The organism is Azospirillum sp. VT-I1 (genome assembly GCF_055698305.1).
The window spans coordinates 1,009,053-1,031,012 of record NZ_CP168802.1 but is presented as its reverse complement, the minus strand read 5'-3'; the positions used below and the strand labels follow the sequence as shown (position 1 = coordinate 1,031,012).

General features: G+C 69.2%; 17 protein-coding genes. 3 read left to right on the top strand and 14 right to left on the bottom strand.

What is annotated here, in order from left to right:
• Positions 1-7: 7 nt before the first annotated feature.
• From kdpB to AB8P05_RS18595, 3 genes are read right to left on the bottom strand one after another with little or no spacing between them, the layout of a single operon-like run.
• A complete protein-coding gene (gene kdpB, locus AB8P05_RS18605) occupies positions 8-2,128 on the bottom strand; it encodes a potassium-transporting ATPase subunit KdpB (protein WP_472759732.1) in 2,121 nt (706 codons plus the stop codon).
• Positions 2,129-2,142: 14 nt separating this feature from the next.
• Complete coding sequence (gene kdpA / locus AB8P05_RS18600; protein WP_472759731.1) at positions 2,143-3,852, bottom strand: potassium-transporting ATPase subunit KdpA; 1,710 nt, start codon at positions 3,850-3,852, stop codon at positions 2,143-2,145.
• A 13-nt stretch (positions 3,853-3,865) separates the two neighbouring features.
• A complete protein-coding gene (locus AB8P05_RS18595) occupies positions 3,866-3,955 on the bottom strand; it encodes a K(+)-transporting ATPase subunit F (RefSeq protein WP_014189053.1) in 90 nt (29 codons plus the stop codon).
• A gap of 598 nt (positions 3,956-4,553) precedes the next feature.
• Here AB8P05_RS18595 and AB8P05_RS18590 point away from each other — a divergent pair.
• A complete protein-coding gene (locus AB8P05_RS18590) occupies positions 4,554-6,224 on the top strand; it encodes a methyl-accepting chemotaxis protein (protein ID WP_472759730.1) in 1,671 nt (556 codons plus the stop codon).
• 55 nt (positions 6,225-6,279) lie between these two features.
• On the opposite strand, the gene AB8P05_RS18585 is transcribed toward AB8P05_RS18590, so the two are convergent.
• The 10 genes from AB8P05_RS18585 to AB8P05_RS18540 all read right to left on the bottom strand — a co-directional run bounded on the left by AB8P05_RS18585 (position 6,280) and on the right by AB8P05_RS18540 (position 17,999).
• Positions 6,280-6,510 (bottom strand): hypothetical protein, encoded by a 231-nt coding sequence (locus AB8P05_RS18585; RefSeq protein ID WP_472759729.1) that lies wholly within the window; start codon positions 6,508-6,510, stop codon positions 6,280-6,282.
• Between the two features lie 4 nt (positions 6,511-6,514).
• On the bottom strand, positions 6,515-7,042 hold the full coding sequence (locus tag AB8P05_RS18580) for a hypothetical protein (RefSeq protein WP_472759728.1): 528 nt from the start codon (positions 7,040-7,042) through the stop codon (positions 6,515-6,517).
• Position 7,043: 1 nt separating this feature from the next.
• Complete coding sequence (locus tag AB8P05_RS18575) at positions 7,044-9,029, bottom strand: BCCT family transporter (protein ID WP_472759727.1); 1,986 nt, start codon at positions 9,027-9,029, stop codon at positions 7,044-7,046.
• 323 nt (positions 9,030-9,352) lie between these two features.
• Positions 9,353-11,029, bottom strand: a complete 1,677-nt coding sequence (locus AB8P05_RS18570) for an ABC transporter ATP-binding protein (protein WP_472759726.1) — start codon at positions 11,027-11,029, stop codon at positions 9,353-9,355.
• A 54-nt stretch (positions 11,030-11,083) separates the two neighbouring features.
• Positions 11,084-13,078 (bottom strand): Fe(3+)-hydroxamate ABC transporter permease FhuB, encoded by a 1,995-nt coding sequence (fhuB, locus tag AB8P05_RS18565; RefSeq protein ID WP_472759725.1) that lies wholly within the window; start codon positions 13,076-13,078, stop codon positions 11,084-11,086.
• Positions 13,071-13,961, bottom strand: coding sequence for an iron-siderophore ABC transporter substrate-binding protein (locus AB8P05_RS18560; RefSeq protein WP_472759724.1), 891 nt, complete (start codon positions 13,959-13,961; stop codon positions 13,071-13,073). Before AB8P05_RS18560 ends, fhuB begins: the two co-directional genes overlap by 8 nt.
• A complete protein-coding gene (locus AB8P05_RS18555) occupies positions 13,961-14,755 on the bottom strand; it encodes an ABC transporter ATP-binding protein (RefSeq protein WP_472759723.1) in 795 nt (264 codons plus the stop codon). The genes AB8P05_RS18560 and AB8P05_RS18555 overlap by 1 nt, the downstream gene beginning before the upstream one ends.
• Before the next feature lie 4 nt (positions 14,756-14,759).
• Entirely contained in the window at positions 14,760-16,904 is a 2,145-nt protein-coding gene (locus AB8P05_RS18550; protein ID WP_472759722.1) for a TonB-dependent siderophore receptor, read from the bottom strand.
• Between the two features lie 211 nt (positions 16,905-17,115).
• Positions 17,116-17,751 carry a helix-turn-helix domain-containing protein gene (locus AB8P05_RS18545; RefSeq protein ID WP_472759721.1) on the bottom strand — a complete coding sequence of 212 codons (636 nt, stop codon included), beginning with the start codon at positions 17,749-17,751 and terminating at the stop codon, positions 17,116-17,118.
• Positions 17,748-17,999 carry a hypothetical protein gene (locus AB8P05_RS18540; RefSeq protein WP_472759720.1) on the bottom strand — a complete coding sequence of 84 codons (252 nt, stop codon included), beginning with the start codon at positions 17,997-17,999 and terminating at the stop codon, positions 17,748-17,750. Before AB8P05_RS18540 ends, AB8P05_RS18545 begins: the two co-directional genes overlap by 4 nt.
• Before the next feature lie 158 nt (positions 18,000-18,157).
• Between AB8P05_RS18540 and AB8P05_RS18535 the strand changes: the two genes are divergently transcribed.
• On the top strand, positions 18,158-18,895 hold the full coding sequence (locus AB8P05_RS18535; protein WP_472759719.1) for a siderophore-interacting protein: 738 nt from the start codon (positions 18,158-18,160) through the stop codon (positions 18,893-18,895).
• 27 nt (positions 18,896-18,922) lie between these two features.
• Here AB8P05_RS18535 and AB8P05_RS18530 read toward each other — a convergent pair whose 3' ends face one another.
• Positions 18,923-19,735, bottom strand: coding sequence for a class I SAM-dependent methyltransferase (locus AB8P05_RS18530; RefSeq protein ID WP_472759718.1), 813 nt, complete (start codon positions 19,733-19,735; stop codon positions 18,923-18,925).
• 226 nt (positions 19,736-19,961) lie between these two features.
• Between AB8P05_RS18530 and AB8P05_RS18525 the strand changes: the two genes are divergently transcribed.
• On the top strand, positions 19,962-21,956 hold the full coding sequence (locus tag AB8P05_RS18525; RefSeq protein WP_472759717.1) for a BTAD domain-containing putative transcriptional regulator: 1,995 nt from the start codon (positions 19,962-19,964) through the stop codon (positions 21,954-21,956).
• The last annotated feature ends 4 nt before the right edge of the window (positions 21,957-21,960 follow it).

Here is a 21,960-nt window from a genome sequence, read left to right as displayed (position 1 = left end):
GGTCCTCTCACACGAGCCCGAGGGCGGTGACGGTCAGGTCGATGGCCTTGATGCCGATGAATGGCACCACCAGCCCGCCAAGGCCGTAGATCAGCAGGTTGCGGCGGAGCAGCCCGGCGGCGCCCACCGCGCGGTAGCGCACGCCGCGCAGGGCCAGCGGGATCAGCGCCACGATGATAAGGGCGTTGAAGATGATCGCCGACAGGATGGCGCTTTCCGGGCTGTGCAGCCCCATCACGTTCAGCGCCTGAAGCTGCGGGTAGAAGGCGAGGAACATGGCGGGGATGATGGCGAAATACTTCGCCACGTCGTTGGCGATGGAGAAGGTGGTCAGCGCGCCGCGGGTCATCAGCAGCTGCTTGCCGATCTCGACGATCTCGATCAGCTTGGTCGGGTCGCTGTCGAGATCGACCATGTTGCCGGCCTCGCGCGCCGCCACCGTGCCGGTGTTCATCGCCACGCCGACATCGGCCTGGGCCAGCGCCGGGGCGTCGTTGGTGCCGTCGCCGCACATGGCGACCAGCTTGCCCTTGGCCTGCTCGTCGCGGATCAGCTGCAGCTTGGCCTCGGGGGTGGCCTGGGCGAGGAAATCGTCCACCCCGGCCTCCGCGGCGATGGCGGCGGCGGTCATCGGGTTGTCGCCCGTAATCATCACGGTGCGGATGCCCATCTGGCGCAGGGCGGCGAAACGTTCGCGGATGCCGCCCTTCACGATGTCCTTCAGGTGGATGATGCCGAGCAGCCGGCCGTCGCGCGCCACCGCCAGCGGCGTGCCGCCGGCCTTCGCCACCCGTTCGGATATCGCGAGGATCTCGCGCTCCGCCGGGTCGGCGGCGGGATGAAGGGCGGCGACGCCGCGGCCACCGGACACCGCTATGCGCTGCGACCCGCGGACATGGGCCAGCACCGCGTCCACCGCGCCCTTGCGGATCACCGTGCCGCCGGTGTCGATGCCGCTGATGCGGGTCTGGGCGGTGAAGGGGACGAAGGTCGCCTGCATCTCCTCCATCGCGCGGGCGCGGATGCCGTAGTCCTGCTTGGCGAGCACGACGATGGAGCGGCCCTCCGGCGTCTCGTCGGCCAGCGAGGCGAGCTGAGCGGCGTCGGCCAGTTCCTGCTCGCCCACGCCGGCGACCGGCAGGAACTCGGCGGCCTGACGGTTGCCAAGGGTGATGGTGCCGGTCTTGTCGAGCAGCAGCGTGTCGACGTCGCCCGCCGCCTCCACCGCGCGGCCGGACATCGCCAGCACGTTGAAGCGGACCAGACGGTCCATGCCGGCGATGCCGATGGCCGACAGAAGCGCGCCGATGGTCGTGGGGATCAGCGTGACGAACAGCGCCACCAGAACCAGCACGCCGACCGACCCGCCGGCATAGGCGGCGAAGCTGGGGATCGTCGCCACCGCGATGACGAAGACGATGGTCAGCCCGGCCAGCAGGATGTTCAGCGCGATCTCGTTGGGGGTCTTCTGGCGCTGGGCGCCTTCCACCAGCGAGATCATGCGGTCGAGGAAGGTGGAGCCGGGGGCGGCGGTGATGCGCACCTTGATGTGGTCGGAAATCACCTGGGTGCCGCCGGTGACGGCGGAGCGGTCGCCGCCGCTCTCGCGGATGACGGGGGCGGATTCGCCGGTGATGGCCGCCTCGTTGACGGACGCCACGCCCTCCACCACCTCGCCATCGGACGGGATGATGTCGCCGGCCTCCACCAGCACGAGGTCGCCGGTCTTCAGCGCCGTGGCGGGGACGCTGCGGATCGTGCCGTTTTCCAGCTTCTTCGCGGTGGTCTCGGTGCGGGTCTTGCGCAGGCTGGCGGCCTGGGCCTTGCCGCGGCCTTCCGCCACCGCTTCGGCGAAGTTGGCGAAGACCAGGGTGAACCACAGCCAGACGACGATCTGGACGGCGAAGCCGCTCACCCCGGCGCCGGTCACCGCGTCGCGCAGGACCAGCAGGGTGGTCAGCGCGGCCACCACCTCCACGCAGAACATCACCGGGTTGCGGATCATCTGGCGCGGATGGAGCTTGGCGAGCGAACCGCCGATGGCCGGCAGCAGGATGGCGGGGTCCAGAAGGGTGCTCGCCGACGTTTTCGCCTGTGTGCGGCCGGACCGTTTGCTATTGGCGTGCATGGGATCGTTCCCGATCAGAAGAGGGTGCCGGCGCTCATCGCCAGATGCTCGACCACCGGGCCGAGGGCGAGAGCCGGGAAGAAGGTGAGGCCGCCGACGATCAGGATGACGCCGACCAGCAGCCCGACGAACAGCCCGTCATGGGTGGGGAAGGTGCCGGCCGATGCGGTGGCCCGCGTCTTGGCGGCCAGCGAACCGGCGATCGCCATCATCGGCACGATGACCAGGAAGCGGCCGACCAGCATCGCGATGGCGATGGTGACGTTGTACCAGGGCGTGTTGCCGCTGAGTCCGCCGAAGGCGCTGCCGTTGTTGGCCGCACCCGACACATAGGCGTAGAGCGCTTCGGAAAAGCCGTGCGGGCCGGCGTTGGCCATCGACGCGGTCCCGGTGTCGAGAACCACGGCGGCGGCTGTGAAGCCGAGCATCATCAGCGGCAGGCAGAGGATGGCGAGCATGGTCATCTTGACCTCCTTCGCCTCCAGCTTCTTGCCGAGATATTCCGGCGTGCGGCCGACCATCAGCCCGGCGACGAACAGCGCCACGATGGCGAACAGCAGCATGCCGTAGAGACCGGCGCCGACGCCGCCGACGATGATCTCGCCCAGCATCATGTTGATCATCGGCACCATGCCGCCCAAGGGCATGAAGCTGTCATGCATGGCGTTCACCGCACCGCAGGAGGCCGCGGTGGTGACGGTGGCGAACAGCGCGGTTGCGGCGATGCCGAAACGGGTCTCCTTGCCCTCCATGTTGCCAGCGCTGCCGTCGATGCCCAGTGCCGCGAAGGCCGGGTTGCCCTGCGCCTCCGCCCAATAGGCGACGGTGACGCCGGCGACGAAGAGCAGGCCCATGGCGGCCAGGATCGCCCAGCCCTGCCGCTCGTCGCCGACCATGCGGCCGAACAGGTTGGTCAGCCCGGCGCCCAGCGCGAAGATCGACAGCATCTCCAGCAGGTTGGTCAGGGCGTTGGGGTTCTCGAAGGGATGGGCGGAGTTCGCGTTGAAGAAGCCGCCGCCGTTGGTGCCCAGCATCTTGATCGCCTCCTGCGAGGCGACGGGGCCGAGTGCGATGGTCTGCTTCGCCCCCTCCAGCGTGGTGGCGTCGACGGACCCGGCCAGCGTCTGCGGCACGCCCTGCCACACCAGGAAGACGGCGTAGACGAGGCAGATCGGCAGCAGGACGTAGAGCGTGGCGCGGGTCAGATCGACCCAGAAATTGCCGATGGTGCGGGCCGACGCACGGGCAAAGCCGCGGACCAGCGCCACCGCCAGGGCGATGCCGGCAGCGGCGGAGACATAGTTGTGGAAGGTCAGCCCGACCATCTGGACCAGATGGCCCATGGTGGTCTCGCCGCCGTAATTCTGCCAGTTGGTGTTGGTGGTGAAGCTGGCCGCCGTGTTGAAGGCGAGGTCGGCCGGCACCGCCGCCATGCCCTGCGGGTTCAGCGGCAGCACCCCCTGGAGCCGTTGCAGCGCATAGAGCAGCAGCATGCCGGCGGCGCTGAACAGCAGCATCGACACGGCGTAGGTGACCCAATGCTGCTCGGTGCGCTCATCGACGCCGGCCAGCCGGTACAGCCCGCGCTCGACGGGTCCGACGACGGGGGAGAGCAGCGTGCGCCCGCCGGTGAAGACGCGCGTCATGTAGCCGCCCAGGGGCCGCGTCACCGCGACGACCAGGGCAATGAAGACCAGGATCTGGATCCAGCCGTTGACGGTCATGGGACGGGACTCCTCAGAACCGTTCGGGGTGAATCAGGGCATAGACCAGATAGGCCAGCAGCCCGCCGGTCACGAGGCCGGCCAGCGCGTAATCAAGGATCATCGCCGCCTCCTCACAGCCGGTCGCAGGCGTGGACATAGGCCACCGCCGCGGCGAAGAAGCCGGCGGTGAGCGCCAGGAACAGAAGGTCGAGCATGGGTTCAGGGCTCCGGTCGAACGGAAATGGGCCGGGCCGCCGCTCCGCCGAACTGCCGGCGGGCGGGTGGTCCGACCCTGCAAGGATGATCCGGAGCCGCGTATAGATCTGATGGGGGGCGGCGGTGCCTGAAAATATAGGGGCCGTATATGCGTGGTTGGATCCCGGTTCAAACTCGAGGATATATGTCTTTTGGCGTATTGTCGTGGAGGATGGCGTCGCGGATGCGTGCCGGCGACCAAATCGGGCTTCCGGCCCTGTCCGGCCGCAATGATGGTGACGCAGGGCGGCGGGCGATGAACGAATTGTTCGGCACGCTCGCCGTGCCACAATCAATCCGTATGACGGATACAAATCCCCGAAGTCGAATCAGGAATTGCTTCTAACTTTTTATTAACCCCTGTCCCCTTTTCCCTTGCGCTGGCGGTTGCCCTATAGGGCATTCGGCAGAATAAGAAAAACAGGCATTCGGTAACGGGACTAAATCAGGGGTTGGGTATGAGGATGAGAGCTTTGTCGCTGGCGGGCAAGACCGTGATGCTTTGTGGCGGCGGATTGCTGTTGCTTGCCTTTGCCACGTTCGGTGTCAACGAGCTGCTGCTGACCCGCTATGCCGAAAGGGTGGCGGTGGAGCGGCAGGAGACCAACATGCGCGTCGCCTGGGACGTGCTGAACCAGTATGGACAGGCGTTCGACGTGCGTGACGGCAAGCTCTATGCCGGCGACCGCGCGCTCAACGACTTCTTCGAGCCGGTGGACCGGGTCAAGCGGCTGGTCGGCGGCACGGCGACCCTGTTCATGGGCGACCGGCGCGTCGCCACCAACGTGCTGAAGCCAGACGGCAGCCGCGCGGTCGGCACCACGCTGGCGAAGGGGCCGGTCCACGACGCGGTTCTGGGGCGCGGCGTGCCCTATCGCGGGCAGGCGGAGATCCTCGGCACGCCCTTCTACACCGCCTACGACCCGATCAAGGCGCCGGACGGGCGCGTGGTCGGCGTGCTCTATGTCGGCATCCCGAAGGCGGAGTTCTTCGCGACCATCCGCGACACCCAGACGATGATCGCCGCCATCAGCGGCGCCGTGACCCTGCTGGTCGCCGCCTGCTGCCTGCTGCTGGCCCGGCGCATGTTCCGCCCGCTGGCGGGCATCCGCGCCGCCATGGAGGATCTGGCGCGCGGAGACCTGTCGGTCGCCATCCCGGCGCTGGACCGCAGGGACGAGATCGGCGGCATGGCGAAGGCGCTCAGCGTGTTCAAGGACAACGCCATCGAGGTCGCCAAGCTGCACGAGGCCCAGGCGGAGGAGCGCGCCCGCTCGGTGCAGGAGCGCCGCAAGGCGATGGAAGAGGTGGCGCAGTCCTTTGAAGGGTCGCTGCTGGGCGTCGTCGGCGTGCTGAGCGCCACCACCACGCAGTTGCAGGCCAATGCCCAGCGCCTGCACGACATCGCCGAGACCGGCAGCATCCGCGCCGACACGGTCAGCACCGCCGCGGGCGAGGCCAGCGACGACGTCCGCACCGTCGCCGGCGCCGCGGAGGAGATGAGCCTCTCCATCGGCGAGGTCAGCCGGCAGGTCGAGGAGTCGGCCCGCATGGTCCGCAACGCGGTGGAGGAGGTGACGAACACCAACCGGACGATGGACGGGCTGGCGGCGGCGGCCGGCAAGATCGGCGAGGTGGTGACCCTGATCCAGGACATCGCCGGCCAAACCAACCTGCTGGCGCTGAACGCGACCATCGAGGCGGCGCGGGCGGGGGAGGCCGGCAAGGGCTTCGCCGTGGTGGCCGGCGAGGTGAAGACGCTGGCGAACCAGACGGCGCGGGCGACCGACGACATCGCCCGGCAGGTGGCGGAAATCCAGGCGGTGACCGGCCATGCCGTGGAGGCCATCGAGGGGATCGGCCGTACCGTGCTGTCGGTCAGCGAACTGGTCGGCCGCATCGCGGTTTCCGCCGATCACCAGGGCGTCACCACCGCCGACATCGCCCGCTCGGTCCAGCGCGCCGCCGACCGCACGACGGAGGTGACCCACAACATCCGGGAAGTCTCGCAGTCCGCGCACGAGACCGGCACCATGGCGTCGGAGGTCCGCGCCGCCGCCGCCGACCTCGGCCGGCAGGCGATGTCGCTGCGCGATCAGGCGGAGGAGTTCCTGCGCCATGTGCGGGCGGCCTGAGGTCCGCCGGGCCGGATGGCGTGGAACGGAAGCTCCGTTCCATCCGGCTCACGCCTCAGTCCACGTCGATGACCCGGCGCTCGGCGGGGTCGATGAGAATGGCAAGCTCCTCGTCGACCATGGTCAGACGGGGAGGCACCCCCAGCTTGAGCAGATCCTGCATTTCCCGCTCCTGCCGGGACAGCTGACGGCAGGCCGGGCGCAGCCGGAAACGCGCCCAGGGCGGCGCCGGGCCGAAGCAGTCCTGCAGGCGCCGCCGGGTGAGGATGCGGTCGAGCCAGTTCATGCGCTCAGCTCCTCAGATGGAAGGGCAGCAGCAGGAAACCGGCCGCCAGGAAGGTCAGCGACAGCATCACCAGACGCAGGGCGCGGGTGCGGCTGCGCGCACTGACCGTGTTTCCCCACAGATACTGCTCGAAGGCGATCGAGTAGCTGGCCGTCATCAGATCCATCATGCCGGCCGCCACCTCCTCCTCGCTCTTCTCCGTGCGAAGCGTCTCCTCCGCCCGGACCAGATCGGTCAGGCGGGGCGGTTCGTGATGGACGAAGAGCCATTCCACCATGAAGACCTGATGGATGGCCGCGAGCAGCGCAAGGACGCTGATCGCGGTCAACACGGCGATGGCCGTGGCGGTGGGCTCGTTCAGCCGGGAGGCGTCGAAGCGCACCGCCAGATTCCCCAGCGCGAAGACCGCGAAGGAGATCGCCGACACCGGCGTTCCGATGCTGCTCCGGATCGACTCCCGGCGCGACCGTTCACTGAGGAAGATCTGCCGGAAATGCTCGTGGCGGAGTTCACGGGACGACGGAACCGCCATCTCACCAGCCCATCCATTTGCCGTATTCGCGGACGAAATCCTGCAGGATGGCGTCGCGGTTCATCCGCTCCTGCGCAAGCGGCTTGTGCAGGCCGCCGCGCAGGATGACCTCCGCCCGCGTCTGCCAGGGTTCGCTGTCCTTCTCGATGCCCGAGAAGGCGAAGCTCATCGGATGATAGGCGCGGGCGCGGATCGCGTAGGAGAACTCCTCCTGACCGTCCCGCAGCACGGCGATGCCGGCGCTGAAGGGGCTGGTGTCGATCTCCGTGGTGCGGCCGTTCCGTTCCAGCTCCTCCGCGATGTCGCGCAGGGCCGGCAGCACCTCGTCGGCGATGAAGCGCGTCACGTTCCGTCGCGCGGCCCCGGCGCCCGGCGGAACCGCCGCCTGTCCGCTCTTGCGGCCGAGAACGGCGGAGAGCCCCTGCCGCCAGTCCCCGGCACCGGCGGCTGCGGCGGCGGCCGGGGCGGCCGTGCCCGCCGCCATGCGGGCGGCGCGGCGGCCGGGATCAACCTTCCGTTCGCTCTGCAGGCTGACGACCAGGCCGACGCACATCATCACCATCACGAAGGCGAAGGGCAGCGCCGTGGTCACCGCCGCGGTCTGCAGGGCCTGGAGACCGCCGACCAGCAGCAGCACCGCCGCCACCACGCCCGACAGCAGGGCCCAGAAGATGCGGGTGGCGACCGGCGGATCCTGGTTGCCGCCGGACCCGATGATGTCGATGACCATCGCGCCGGAATCGGCGGAGGTGACGAAGAAGGTGACGACCATCAGCGTGGCGATGGCGGAGGTTATGGTGCTGAGCGGCAGCCGGTCCAGCATCACGAACAGCGCGGTCGGCACGCTGTCGGCCACCGCCGCGGCCATGCCGCCGCCTTCGAACATCTCCATATGGATCGCCGTCTCGCCGAACACGATGAACCACAGCATGGTGAGGGCGACCGGCGCGAACAGCACGCCGCCGATGAATTCCCGGATGGTGCGGCCGCGCGACACGCGGGCGATGAACATGCCGACGAAGGGCGCCCAGGAAATCCACCAGCCCCAATAGAACATCGTCCAGCTCGCCTGCCACTCCGCCCCCGTATAAGGCAGGGTGCGGAAGCTGGTGTAGGGCAGCGTCCACAGGTAGCGGCCGATGCTCTCCACCAGCGTCGACAGCAGGAACACCGTCGGTCCCAGCAGGAAGACGAAGATGAGCAGAAGAACGCCCGCCAGCATGTTCAGCTCGCTCAGGCGGCGGATGCCCCGCCCGACCCCGCTGGCGGCGGAGAGCGTGGCCACCACCGTGATGACGACGATCAGCACGATCTGCTGCGGCAGCCCCACGTCGAGCAGGCCGAGATAGGCGAAGCCGGCGTTGATCTGCATGACGCCGAGCCCCAGCGAGGTCGCGATGCCGAACAGGGTGCCGAAGATGGCGATGACGTCGACGACATGGCCGGGCCAGCCGCGGATGCGATCGCCCAGCAGCGGATAGAGCGCCGACCGGACGGTCAGGGGCAGGTCGTGCCGGTAGGCGAAATAGCCCAGCGACAGCCCGACGACGATGTAGATCGCCCAGGCGTGCAGGCCCCAATGGAGGAATGCGAGGTTCATCGCCTCGCGCGCGGCGTCGGGGGTTCCCGCCTCGCCCACGCGCGGATTGGAGAAATGCAGCATCGGCTCGGCGACGCCGTAGAACAGCAGCCCGATGCCCATCCCGGCGCTGAACAGCATGGCGAACCAGGACGGGTAACTGAATTCCGGCTCGTCATCGTCGTGCCCCAGCTTGATCGCGCCGTAGGGGCTGAAGAAGAGCCAGAGGACGAACAGCAGGAAACCCGCGACGGCAAGCACGTAGAACCAGCCGAAGTTGCCGACGACAAATGCCTGCATCTCCGATACGCGGGAGCCGAACGGCTTGGTGAACAACGCAGCCAGAGCAACGAACAGCAGAATCAGGCCGCCGGCTGTGAAGGAGACTGTCTTGTTTATCTGTTGCATGAAAACCCATCGTCATCACCGGATCAGACGGATGATACGAAGACTTCCCTGCGGCGATAAAGGGTTGCGTTGGGATGAATCCGAGAGAATTCGGATGGAGAGACTATGCCGCTTGTCGGCCGGGTTATACGGAGATCTGGCAGGTCATTGGACCGGTCGAGGCCGACGATTGATGCCCGTTGCGCGCCCTCTGTTCCGACGTAGGCCGGATTTGTCCCGTCGATTGGGAGATGGATGGGGGTGGACTTCAGATCTGCAACCCCTCACCCCAACCCCTCTCCCGCAGGGGGAGAGGGGCTATTGTCCCCCGCCTTCGCGGCCCCTCAGCCGTGGGCCGCCAGTTCCTCGTGGGTGATGCGCTGGATCCCGCCGCCGGTGTTGACGACATAGACCTCGTCCGCGCTGCGGATGGTCGCCAGACGGTGGGCGATGATCAGGGTCGTCCGGCCTTCCGCCAGCTCCATCAGGGATTTCTGGATTTCCCGCTCGGTCTGGGTGTCGAGAGCCGAGGTCGCCTCGTCCAGGATCAGGATCGGCGGGTTCTTCAGGAACATGCGGGCGATGGTCAGGCGCTGCTTCTGGCCGCCCGACAGCTTCACGCCGCGCTCGCCGATGATGGTGTCCAGCCCGTCCGGCAGCGAGGCGATCAGCCCGTCGAGATGGGCGCGGCGCGCCGCCTCCGCGATCTCGGCGTCGGACGCGCCCAGCCGGCCATAGGCGATGTTCTCGCGGATGGTGCCGCCGAACAGGAAGACGTCCTGCTGGACGATGCCGATCTGCCGGCGCAGCGAGGCCAGCGTCATGCTGCGGATGTCGAGGCCGTCGATGGTGATGCTACCGCCGGTGATCTCGTAGAAGCGCGGCAGCAGCGAGCAGATCGTCGTCTTGCCGGCGCCCGACGGGCCGATGAAGGCGACGGTGGAGCCCGCCTTGATGTTGAGGTCGACGCCCTTCAGCACCGGGCGGGCGGCGTCATAGCCGAAGGACACGTCGGTGAAGCGGATGTCGCCCTTCAGCGGCGGCGCCGGGACGGCGTCGGGGGCGTCCGCGATGTCGGGCTGGGTGTCGAGAAGGGCGGTGTAGCGGCGGAAGCCGGCGATGCCGCGCGGGTAGGTCTCGATGACCGCGTTGATCTTCTCGATCGGGCGGAAGAAGGTGTTGACCAGCAGCAGGAAGGCGAAGAACCCGCCCTGGGTCAGTTCCCCCACCAGGACGAAATGGGCGCCGGTCAGCATGACGACGATCAGGATCAGCCGCATGCTCATGTAGCTGAGGGTCGTCGAGGCCGCCATGATCTTGTAGGCGTCCAGCTTGGTCTTGCGGTAGCGGTTGTTGTCCTCGGCGAACAGCTTGCGCTCGTGGTCCTCGTTGGTGAAGGCCTGGACGACGCGCATGCCGCCGACATTCTCCTCGATGCGGACGTTGAAGTCGCCGACGCGGGAATAGAGCGACTGCCAGTTGCGGGTCATCCGCCCGCCATAGCGGCTGGTCAGCCAGGCGATGACCGGCACGATGGCGGCGGTGATGAGAGCCAGCGGCAGATGCACCACCGCCATCAGGGCGAAGGCGCCGACGAAGGTCATCACCGCGATCAGCAGGTCTTCGGGGCCGTGGTGCGCCACCTCGCCGATCTCGTCCAGGTCGCGGGTGACGCGGCCGACGAGATGGCCGGTCTTGTTGTTGTCGTAGAAACTGAAGGAGAGCTTCTGCAGATGGTCGAAGCTCTTGCGCCGCATCTCCGTCTCGATGTTGACGCCCAGCTTGTGGCCCCAATAGGTCACGATGGCCATCAGCCCGCCATTCGCCATGTAGACCGCCAGCAGCAGCGCCGTTGCGGCGACGATCAGCGGCCAGTCCTGGGTGGGCAGCAGCCGGTCCACGAAGGCGCGCACCGCCATCGGGAAGCCCAGCTCCAGCAGTCCCGACAGGATCGCGCAGGATATGTCGAGGATCAGCAGGCCCTTGTAGGGACGGTAGTAGGCGAGGAAGCGGCGGAGCATGGCTCTTCTCATTCCGGAACTGAAAATGGGAATAGGCACGGGAGACGAAATCGGCTAGCCGGCGCGCGAGCCGGCTCGGCCGAGCAACCAGATCAGATAGGGGCCGGCGAGCAGTGCTGCGAACAATCCCAACGGCAGTTGATAAGGGAAGGCGACCGTCCGCGCCAGCCAATCCGACACCACCATCAGCGCGGCGCCGATCAGCACCGCGCCGATGCCCTGTTCCAATGCGCGGCCGAGGCCGGCCAGCCGGGCGAGGTGGGGGGCGATCAGGCCGACGAAGCTCAAAGGCCCGACGAAGAGTGCCGCCGCCGCGGTGAGCAGGCCGGCGAACAGCACCAGCAGGATGCGGCAGCGCTGCACCGGCAGCCCGACCGAGCGGGCGGTGACGTCGCCGAGCGGCAGGATCTCCAGCCAGCGCGAGGCCAGCGGCAGGGCCGCCAGCAGCAGGACCGCGGCACCGGCGCAGAACCACGCATCGGCGGGACCGGCGTCGTTGGTCGATCCGCTCAGCCAGCGCAGCAGGGTGAAGGCCTGGGGCGTGCCGGTGGCGATGACGGCGGTCAGCACGGCGCTGCAGAGCGCGCTCATGGCGATGCCGGCCAGCAGCAGCCGTTCCGGTCCGAAGCCGGCGCGCAGCGACAGCGCCAGCATGGCGGCCAGCACCAGCACCGCCCCCGCCGCGGAGGCGGCGATCTGGATGCCGATGCCGGGGGCGGCGACCAGGAACAGCGCGGCGGTCAGCCCGACGCCCGACCCGGTGCCGACGCCGAGGATCTCCGGACTGGCCAGCGGGTTGGCGGTGATGCGCTGCAGCAGCATCCCGGCCGCCGCCAGCATGGCGCCAGCCGCCGCCGCGACCGCCACGCGCGGGCCGCGCCATGCCAGCAGCCGGTCGAGGAGGGAACCGGTGGCCAGCGACCAGCCGTCCGGGCCGTAGCCGACGGTCAGGGCCAGGGCCGCGGCGGCAAGGCCGGACAGGGCGATCAGGCCGATCAGCAGGCGGGGACGCGGGCTGCGGCGCGACGGGGCGGGGCGGTTGTTCAGCGACGGCCATTCGAACATGCGCAGGCGCGGCAGCAGCCACAGCAGCAGCGGGCCGCCCAGCAGGGCGGTGGCGGCGCCGGTCGGCACCCGTTCGCCGTTGGCGCCGGCCAGCAGCTGCACCAGCCCGTCGGTGACCCAGAGCAGGACGGCGCCGATCAGCGGGGCGGCGATCAGCTTCTGGCTCTGGGTGCGCGCACCGCTGAGATGCGCCAGGGCGGGGGCGGCCAGCCCGACGAAGCCGATCACGCCGACCTCCGCCGTCACGCTGGCGGCCAGCCAGACCGCGACGCCGATGACGGCGAAGCGCGTGGCGTTCAGGGCGACGCCCAGGCTGCGGGCGCTGGCGTCGTCAAGGCCGAGGATCGCCAGCGGGCGCATCAGCAGCAGCGCGGCGGCGAGCCCGACCAGCAGGCGGAGCGCGATGGTCAGGGTCGGCCCCCAGCTTTGCTGCGCCAGCGCGCCGCCGCCCCAGATGAAGATGGAGAAGAGATAGTCGCCGTTGGCGAGGATCAGCGCGGCACTGGCCATGGTCGCGGTCAGCGCCACCATCATGCCGGCGAGGATGACGGCGACCGGCTCCAGCCCGCGCCGCCATGTCATGGCGAGGATCAGCCCGACCACCGCCAGTCCGCCGGCCAGCGCCACGCCCTCGCGCGCCCGATCCATCAGCGCCGGGGCGTAGAGCAGCCCCACCGTCATGGCGAGCTGGGCGCCGGCCGACACGCCGAGAGTCGATGGCTCGGCCAGCGGGTTGCGCAGCACGCGCTGGAGCAGCAGCCCCGACAGGCCCAGCGCCGACCCGGCGACCAGCGAGACGGCGATGCGCGGCAGGACGCTGTGATAGAGGATGATGGCGTCGAGCCAGTCGGCACCGGCGGGCGACGCGCCGGCCGGGGCCGGCGAGGCCAGATGCCCGGCGACCTGGACCGTCGACAGGCAGGCGGCGAGGACGGCCAGCCCGCCCCACAGCAGGATGCGGTTCATCGGCGCGCGCTCAGCCATTGCCGTTTCCTTGCAGAAGGGCGGCGGCGGCGAGGCGGGCGAAGCGCAGGGCGGCGGGGAGGCCGCCGAAATGGTTGACCGGCTCGATCACCGCCACGCGGCCTTCCCGCACCATCGGCAGGGCCTGCCACAGGGCGCTGTCGGACAGCGTCCGCATCGCGTCGGCGGGTACCGGCGGAACGACGATGATCGTGGCGTCGGGGAAGCGGGCCAGCGCCTCGATGCCAACCGGGGCGGTGGCGCTGTAGCTGGATTGTGCCGCCCAGCCATTCTCGACCCCCAGCCGGCGCAGCACCTCGCCGAACATGCTGTCGGTGCCGAAGGCGCGGAAATGGCGGGCGTCGCCGAAATTGATCGCCAGCACCGGCCGCCGGCCGATGCCGGTCAGGCTCGCGCGCAGGCGGGCGATCTCCGCCGCCGTATCGGCGACGACGGCCTGCGCCCGTGCCTCGCGGCCGAGCAGCCGGCCGAGGGTGAGGGCGGCCTCTGCTGCGGCCGGGTAGGGCTGGACGCCCGGCGCGTAGATGGACAGCGACACGGTTTCCGCCACCCGCTCCAGGCTGGCGCGCTGGCCCTCGTAGTAGTTGGAGGTGAGGATCAGGTCCGGCTCCGCGAGGTTCAGCGCCTCGTAGTTCGGCGTGCCGCGCAGGCCGATGTCGGCGACGGACGCGGGCACCGCGGGTTCGACGACGGTCTTGCGGAACTGCAGCAGTTCGGTGGCGGCGACCGGGACCACCCCCAGCGCCAGCGCCGTTTCCAGCAGCGCCCAGTCGATGACCGCAACCCGCGTCGGCAGGGCGGCCAATGCTAGGCGGGGCATCAATGCAAGCCCGGCGGTCAGGCCCAGCGCGTGGCGCCGCGATATCGTCCTTGCCGCAGCCATCACAGGACGTAACCGATGGGGTCGCCGGTGACGGGATGCGGGACGATGCCCATGGCGAGGCGGTAGATCGCGCCCAGCGTCTCGCCGGTCATGATGGCGTCCGGCGTTCCCTGGGCGATCAGCGCGCCGCCGCGCATCGCCAGGATCTCGTCGCAGACGCGGGCGGCCATGTTGATGTCGTGCAGGACGATGACGGCACCGATGCCGCGGGCGCGGCTCAGCCGGCGCACCAGCCCCAGCATCTCCACCTGGCTGGCGATGTCGAGCGCCGAGGTCGGTTCGTCCAGCAGCAGGCAGCGCGTGTCCTGCGCCAGCATCATGGCGAGCCAGACGCGCTGCCGCTCGCCGCCCGACAGGCTGTCGACCAGCCGGTCGGCGAAAGCGTCGAGGTTGGTCTCGGCAATCGCCTCCGCCACCTTGGCGGCGTCCTCCGCCCCGAAGCGGCCGAGCGCGCCATGCCAGGGGAAGCGGCCGAGCGCCACCAGCTCGCGCACCGTCATGCCCTCCGCCGGCGGGGTGAATTGCGGCATGTAGGCGACGGTGCGGGCGAAGTCGCGCTCGCCGATGCGGGCGATCTCGGTGCCGAGGCAGCGGATGCGGCCGGCCCCCGGCGGCTGCTGGCGGGCGAGCATGCGGATCAGCGTGCTCTTGCCCGAACCGTTGGGACCGACCAGCCCGTAGATGCGCCCCTGTTCCAGCCGGAGCGACAGGTCCGACAGGATCGGCCGGCCGGCCGCCGAGAATCCGACGGCCTCCAGTTCGTACAGGGCGGGGGGCTGGTCCGGGCCGGGCATCAGGCTACCATGTCATGTTGAGGGTCAGCAGGGCGGTCCGCCCCTCGGCATAGCCGCAGGAATACTGGGTCTGGCAGCTGGCGACGTATTTCTTGTCCAGCAGGTTGGTGACCGACAGGTTGGCGCCCCAGTTGTCGCGCTTGTAGCCGACGCGCGCATCGAAGACGGTCGCTGCCGGGACCTTCAGCGTGTTCTCGTTGTCGGCCCAGGACGACCCGACATAGCGCACGCCGCCGCCGACCGACACCCCGTTCAGCACGCTTTCGCGGAAGGTGTAGTCGAGGAAGGCAGAGCCCTGGACCTGCGGCACGATATAGGGCGTCTTGCCGATCAGGGCCGGGTTGGCGTCCTTCTTGATGTCGAGGTCGAGCGCCGTGAAGGAGGCGGTGGCCTTCAGGCCGGGGGTGATGTTGGCCTTGGCCTCCAGCTCCACGCCGCGGGAGTTGACCTCGCCCAGCTGGGTCTCGGCGTTGAAGGCGCCGGTCACCACGTTGGTGCGGGTCAGGTCGAACAGGGCCGCGGTGAAGAGCGCGTCCATCCAGGTCGGGCGGTACTTGACGCCGACCTCGTACTGGCGGCCGCTTTCCGGCTTGAAGACGCCGACGGCGGCCGAGGAACCCAGCACCGGGTTGAAGAAGGTGGAGGCGCTGACATAGGGGGTCAGGCCGTTGGCGAACTCATAGGCCAGACCGGCGCGGCCGCTGAACTTGCCGGTCTTGCCGTCATAGGCGGGCGTGCCGTCCGCGTCGGTGGAGGCGATGTCGTAGCGGCCGCTCAGCGTCACCAGGAAGCCCTGGCCGAAGCGCATCTGGTCCTGCAGGTAGACGCCGAGCTGACGCATCGTCAGCTCCTGGTCGATGTAGGAGAAGCGCTGGCCCTGGGGTGCGCCATAGACCGGGCTGGTGGCGCTGATCGTCGTGGCCGACCCCGACGCCTGCACCTGATCCATGGAGAAATACTTGTAGTCGACGCCGGCCAGTGCCGTGTGTTCGACCGGGCCGGTGCGCAGCCGGCCTTCAAGCTGGTTGTCGATCAGGACGCTGTTGACCCTGGTCGTGTGCTCGAAATTGATGCGCGACAGCAGGTTGTTCGGGTCGGTCGGCGTCGCCGAGAAGCCGCCGTAGCCGAAGGGATAGACCGAGACCTCGTGGACCTTGCTGTAATTGTAGCGCGCGTTCTGGCGGAAGATCAGGTCATTGTCGAAGCGGTGTTCGAACTCGTAGCCGATGGAGGCCTGGCGGCGGCGGTAGGTGTCGATGCCGGGTTCGGTGAAGTTGGCCTTGCGGTCGATCCGGCCGAAGGGCGCGTCCACCACCGTGCCGACATAGGGCAGGAAGGCGCCGCCATTGTGCGTCTCGTCGATGTCGGTGTAGTTGGTCAGGACCGTCAGGCTGTTGGCGTCGTTCGGCGACCATTTGAAGCTGGGCGAGACGGTGCCGCGGAAGCCGTCCGCGAAGTCGGTGTAGGTGTCGCCGCCGGCGATGCGGCCGGTCAGCCGGTAGCTCAGCGTCGGATCGATTGCCCCGCCGACATCCAGGCCGAGATGGGCGGTGCCGTGCTGGTTGATGCCGACCTCGACCTTGCGCACGGGCGTGTCGCCCGGCCGCTTGGTGACGTAGTTCAGCAGGCCGCCGGGGTTGCTGCCGCCGTAGAGCACGGAGGAGGCGCCGCGCAGCACCTCGATCCGCTCCAGGTTGTAGCTGTCGACGAACTGGCCGCCGAAGCCGTAGGCGTAGAGCTGCAGACCGTCCTGGTAGACGCCGGACTGCGTCGCCTGGAAGCCGCGGATGAAGACCCAGTTGGTGTCGCTGTCCGGGCCGAAGGGCTGGCCGTAGACGCCGGGGGTGTAGCGCAGCGCCTCGTCCACCTTCTGGGCGCCGCGGTCGTCCATCTCCTCGCGGCCGATCACCGACACCGATTGCGGGATTTCCTCCAGCGGCGTGTCGGTCTTGGACCCGGTGGCGGAGCGGGCGGGCACGTAGCCCTTGACCGGGCTGGTCGCCGTTTCGGCGGCCCTGCTGCCCTCCACGGTCACCGGACCGAGGATGGCGGGCGCGCTCGTGTCACCCTGGGCCTGCGTCTGCGCCTGCGCCAAGGCCGGCATCAGCAGGGCGGCGAGCGCCGTGCCGTTCAGGAGGAATCGGGTCATCCGCTTGATCGAAAAAGGAACCATCGCAATCGGCCTCGGACTGTCTGCACCACCCGCGAAGCGCCACCGGACCATCCTGTCCGAAAGTGGAGCTGTTGTTGCGAATGATTAGCATATGCACGAAGGCCCGGATTGAACCGTCTTTGGACGGGTTGGACGATCTTTCGACATTCTTCGCCGTTGCGGCACGATGACCGGGTTCGGCATCGGATCAGGCCGACTGGTCGCGCAGCCACGCGGCGGGCGTGGACCCGACGATCTGGCGGAAGACGCGGGTCAGATGCGCCTGATCGGAGAATCCCGCCATCGCCGCCGCCGCCGCCAGCGTCACGTCCGAGGTGGTCAGCAGCGCCTTGGCGCGCTCCACCCGCACCCGCATCTGCCATTTGTGCGGCGGCACGCCGGTCGACGCCTTGAAGGCGGAGCAGAAATGGGCGGGTGACAGGCCGGTGAGGTCGGCCAGCTCCTGCAGGCGGATCGGCCGGCTGCAATGCTCCTCGATGAAGTCGATGACGCGCCGCAACTGGCGCGGCGGCAGCTGGCCGCGCTTGCGGTCGGTTGCCGGCTCGGTCTGGACGAGGCCGATGAACAGGGCAGCCATCAGGCTTTCGCCGTAGAGGTCGTGCAGGGCGCCCGACGACCGGCATTCCGCCGCGATCAGCCGGGCCAGCGAGAATAGCCGGTCGTCGGAGAAGTTCAGCCGCGGCCGGTCCATCTCCGCGATGTCCAGCCCGTCGGTGAAGCGGCCTTCCAGCACGGACATGTCGAAATGCAGGTCCAGGTGGGTGAGGCGGCGGAGGCTCTCGGCGCGCGACCAGACCTTGAGGCCGGCCGGGACGAAGCTCATCGGCTGGCGCCGGCTGACGCGGTGGGACTTGCCGCGGTCGGGGAGTCCATGACATGAAGGGCGCCGTCGCCGAGCTGGTCGAGCACCACGACGAGACGGGGGGCCTCCGACACATATTCGCCGCCGGCGTTCCGGTCGCAGGCCACTGTCCAGATGTCGGCGATCATCCCGTTCCAGGCGCGCCATTGCAGGTCGCCGAGAATGGTGATCCCTTCGGTATGGCTCTGCATTCTCGGATGAAACGGCATCGATCGACTTTCTGGCCGCAAATCGCGCGGTTCCGGCACCCCTCGTGACAATCACCTCCTATAGGGCAAAGCACTATTGCGAACAAGTCGCATTCTTATTTAGCATGCGCCACCATCGGTGCCGGTGCGGAGTGGACCGGCTTGCGGAGTGGCCTGTCTTGAGCAGCAAGTATCCCTGTGATCTTCGGTGGGTGGAGGTGGTCGCCGTCTCCACCCTGACGCCGCGCATGCGCCGCATCGTCCTTGGCGGTCAGGCGCTGGAGGGGTTCACGCTGAAGCCGGGCGTCCTGGCGCCGCATATCGGCATGGTGGTTCCCACGGCGGAAGGGGTGGGGTCTCCGCTGCGCATCTATTCGGTGCGGCGCTTCGATGCGGCGGCGGGGACGCTGGAGGTGAATTTCGTGCTGCACGGTGCCGGGGTGGCGTCGGGATGGGCCGCCCGCGCCCGGCCGGGGGAGAAGGTGGGGATCTCGGTCTCCGGCGGGATCGCGATGAAGCCGGCCAGCCGCTATGTGGTGGCCGGCGACCATGCGGCGCTGCCGGCCATCGCCCATCTGCTGGAAAACCTTCCGGCTGATGCCTCGGCCGACGTGTTCGTCGAGGTGCCGGGACCGGGCGAAGAGCAGGAACTGGCCTCGCCGGCCGCCGCCTCCGTCACATGGTTCCACCGGGACCGCCGGTCGGCGCCGGGCCCCTCGCCCCTGACGGAGGCGGTGATGGCGGCGGCACCGGCCGGAACGCCGGGACTGGCGGTGTGGAGCGGGACGGAGCATGGCACCGCCCAGCGCATCCGCGGCCATGTCCGCCAGACGCTTCGCCTTCCGGCAGACGCCTGTTCGGTGGTCGCCTATTGGAAGGCCAGCGTCGCCCAGGGCGGCTTCGAGCATTACGGCTGAGGCCGCCCTGTCCCGAGTTGGAAGGAGCTACCGCCGCCGGCCGAGTGTGAGTTGGAAGGTGCGCGGGACGTGGATGCCTTCGCCCTCGCGGAAGCGCTCGTGGAAGGCGACGAAGTCCCGCTTCAGGGCGGCGCGCCGTTCCTCGTCGAGGCTGGCAGCCAGGGTCCGGGTCGGGCCGTAGCCGGTCACGAAGGTGTTCCAGGCCGCTTCGCCGCCGGTCTCGACGTAATGGCTGGTCAGCGTGGTGACCGTCAGCTCGAAGGCGCCGCCGAGCAGTTCCTCCAGCCGCTCGCGGCGGCCCCAGGCGAAGGGCGACACCGCCGGGGGCGCCGCCATGTACGGGCGCATCAGCGAGAACATCTCGGCGATGGCGCCGTCGGGCGTCCAGGTGGTCAGTGCCAGCCGACCGCCGGGCCGGCAGACGCGGGCGAGTTCCTGTGCCGCCGCCTCCGGCTTGGCGGCGAACATGACGCCGAAGGTCGATACCACCGCGTCGAAGCTGGCGTCGGCGCAGGGCAGCGCCTCGGCATCGCCCAGCCTATAGTCGACCGAAAGTCCCTCGGAAAGCGAGCGCGCGGCGTCGAGCAGTCCGGCGGCGATGTCGATGCCCGTGACCCGCGCGCCTCGCCGGGCGCAGGCGCGGGCCGTGATGCCGGTGCCGGTCGCGACGTCGAGGATGCGTTCGCCCGGCTGGGGTGCGAGTGCGGCGACGGCGGCGTCGATGCCGTCATAGACGCCGCGGATGATCTCCTCGTAATCCCGGCCGCCCGAACTCCATACGGCGGCGGCCCGCTCGTTGTGCGGCTGGATGGCGGAAGCGGTGGCGATCAGGTCATCCATATGGTCCTCCTTGGATCGGGATTGCGCCCGGTTGCGGCGGGCTTCGGCCGGGAGGATGGGCGTGCCGCGTCAATCGAGCGTCGTCCGATCGTCAGCCCGCGCGTCAAGCGAAGGTCAAAATGCCGACCCGTCCTTCAGGGGTAGCCCCCTGGGCCGACGCGTGCCGGACAAGTTTTGTGCCGCCTGCTATGATCGGTGCGTTGGGCAACCTCCGTTTTGGTGCGGCATGGGCGGGCCGACACTCAGGCTGCTGGGCGGCTTCTCGCTCGCCGATGCCGGCGGGCATGCGCTCTCCTTGCGTGGACGGAATGCGCAATTGCTGCTCGCCTGCGTCGCGCTGAACGCCCCGCGGCCGATGTCCCGCGAGCGGCTGGCCGGGCTGCTGTGGGGGGAGTGCGATGAGCGGCGGGCACTGCACAGCCTGCGCCAGTGCCTGATGGAACTGCGGCGCCTCGGCGAACAGGCGGGCTTCGACCTGATCCGCACGGACCGGAACGAGGTGTCCCTGGCACTGCCGCCCGAATGCGTCGACGGCGTGATGGTGGAGCGGTTGGCGCGGGACGGTACGGTGGACGGCCTGCGCACCGCCGCCGCGCTGTGCGCAGGCCCGCTGCTGCCCGATGCGGAGGCCTGCACCGACGGCTTCGACGACTGGCTGGCCGGTGAGCGCGCCCGCTTCGCCCGCCTGGCCGCCGGAATCTTCGCGCGCCTCACGGCAGTGTGCGAGGCGGAGGAGGATTGGGAGGGCGTCGCCGCCACGGCCGAGCGCTGGCTGGCGCTCGATCCTGCCTGCGAGGAGGCGCACCGCGCGCTGATGCGGCTGCATGCGCAGGGCGGCCGGCGGTCAGACGCGGTGCGCCAATACCGCATCTGCGCCGAGGCGGTGCGCCGTTGCCTCGACGCCGAACCGGAGGAGGAGACGGTCGAACTGCTGCACGGCATCCGCGACCGCTCCGCCGCCGCATCCCCGGCGGACAGGCCGGTTGGGCTGCTGCCCGACCTCTCCCGGTCAAGCAGGCCGATGCTGCCGGACCGGCCGTCGCTGGCGGTCCTGCCCTTCGGCGCCATCGGCGGACCGTCCGAAGGCGGCGGCTTCGCCGATGGGGTCGCCGCCGACGTGCTGGTGCGGCTTTCGCGGCTGCGCTCGCTGTTCGTCATTGCCCGCGGTTCGTCCTTCCGCTTTCGCGGCACCCAGATCGACCCGCGCACGGTAGGCCGGGCGCTTGGCGTGCGCTATCTGGCCAGCGGGGCCATCCGCACCGACGGGCATAGGCTTCGCCTGACCGTCGAACTGGTGGAAGCCGAAACCGGTGCGGTGATGTGGAGCGACCTCTACGACCGGCGCCTGAACGATATGTTCGAGCTTCAGGACGAGCTTGCCACGCGCATCGCCGCCGCTCTCGACGACGAGATCGAGGCGGCCGAGATGCGGCGCGCCCTGGCGGTCACGCCGGCCTCGCTGGATGGCTGGAGCGCCTATCATCGCGGCCTGTGGCACATGTACCGATTCACCCGCGACGACAACGAGACGGCGCGCGGCTATTTCAAACTGGCACTGCGGACCGACCCGCTGAGCGCCCGGCTGCATGCTGGCCTGTCCTTCACCCATTTCCAGGACGCTTTCCTGCATCGCACCGGACAGCGCGCGATCGAGGCCGAACAGGCCTACCGCCTCGCCGAGCGGAGCGTCGGCCTGGACGAGCGCGATCCGACCGGCCATCTGGCGCTGGGCCGCGCGCTGTGGTTGCTTGGGAGGCAGGACGACGCGGTGGAGGAGCTGAGCCTTGCGGTTGGCCTCAACCCCAATTTCGCGCTCGGCCATTACTCCCTGGCCTTCGTCCAGGCCCAGGGCGGCGACGCGCGGGCGGCACTGGGTGCCGCCGACGTCGCGCAGCGGCTGAGCCCGTTCGACCCGCTGCTGTTCGGGATGCTCGGCGCGCGGGCGCTCGCCTGCCTGAATTTGAAGGAGCATGTCCAGGCGGCGCTGTGGGGCGACCGGGCGGCGCGACGGCCGAACGCCCATGTCCACATCCAGGCCATCGCCGCCTTCTCCAACGCGCTCGCCGACCGGCGGGAGGAGGCCGGGGGATATGCCCGGCGGATCAAGGAAGCGGCGCCCTCCTATCGCTGCGACGACTTTCTTGCCGCCTTTCACACGCTGAACCCGTCCGTGGTCGAACTCATCCGCCGCGTCGGGCCGAGCATCGGGTTGCCGTCCTGATCGC

Coding starts and splice junctions, on each gene's coding strand:
- kdpB (WP_472759732.1), bottom strand. CDS start 2,128: ATGCACGCCAATAGCAAACGGTCCGGCCGCACACAGGCGAAAACGTCG.
- kdpA (WP_472759731.1), bottom strand. CDS start 3,852: ATGACCGTCAACGGCTGGATCCAGATCCTGGTCTTCATTGCCCTGGTC.
- AB8P05_RS18595 (WP_014189053.1), bottom strand. CDS start 3,955: ATGATCCTTGATTACGCGCTGGCCGGCCTCGTGACCGGCGGGCTGCTG.
- AB8P05_RS18590 (WP_472759730.1), top strand. CDS start 4,554: ATGAGAGCTTTGTCGCTGGCGGGCAAGACCGTGATGCTTTGTGGCGGC.
- AB8P05_RS18585 (WP_472759729.1), bottom strand. CDS start 6,510: ATGAACTGGCTCGACCGCATCCTCACCCGGCGGCGCCTGCAGGACTGC.
- AB8P05_RS18580 (WP_472759728.1), bottom strand. CDS start 7,042: ATGGCGGTTCCGTCGTCCCGTGAACTCCGCCACGAGCATTTCCGGCAG.
- AB8P05_RS18575 (WP_472759727.1), bottom strand. CDS start 9,029: ATGCAACAGATAAACAAGACAGTCTCCTTCACAGCCGGCGGCCTGATT.
- AB8P05_RS18570 (WP_472759726.1), bottom strand. CDS start 11,029: ATGCTCCGCCGCTTCCTCGCCTACTACCGTCCCTACAAGGGCCTGCTG.
- fhuB (WP_472759725.1), bottom strand. CDS start 13,078: ATGGCTGAGCGCGCGCCGATGAACCGCATCCTGCTGTGGGGCGGGCTG.
- AB8P05_RS18560 (WP_472759724.1), bottom strand. CDS start 13,961: ATGGCTGCGGCAAGGACGATATCGCGGCGCCACGCGCTGGGCCTGACC.
- AB8P05_RS18555 (WP_472759723.1), bottom strand. CDS start 14,755: ATGCCCGGCCCGGACCAGCCCCCCGCCCTGTACGAACTGGAGGCCGTC.
- AB8P05_RS18550 (WP_472759722.1), bottom strand. CDS start 16,904: ATGACCCGATTCCTCCTGAACGGCACGGCGCTCGCCGCCCTGCTGATG.
- AB8P05_RS18545 (WP_472759721.1), bottom strand. CDS start 17,751: ATGAGCTTCGTCCCGGCCGGCCTCAAGGTCTGGTCGCGCGCCGAGAGC.
- AB8P05_RS18540 (WP_472759720.1), bottom strand. CDS start 17,999: ATGCCGTTTCATCCGAGAATGCAGAGCCATACCGAAGGGATCACCATT.
- AB8P05_RS18530 (WP_472759718.1), bottom strand. CDS start 19,735: ATGGATGACCTGATCGCCACCGCTTCCGCCATCCAGCCGCACAACGAG.
- AB8P05_RS18525 (WP_472759717.1), top strand. CDS start 19,962: ATGGGCGGGCCGACACTCAGGCTGCTGGGCGGCTTCTCGCTCGCCGAT.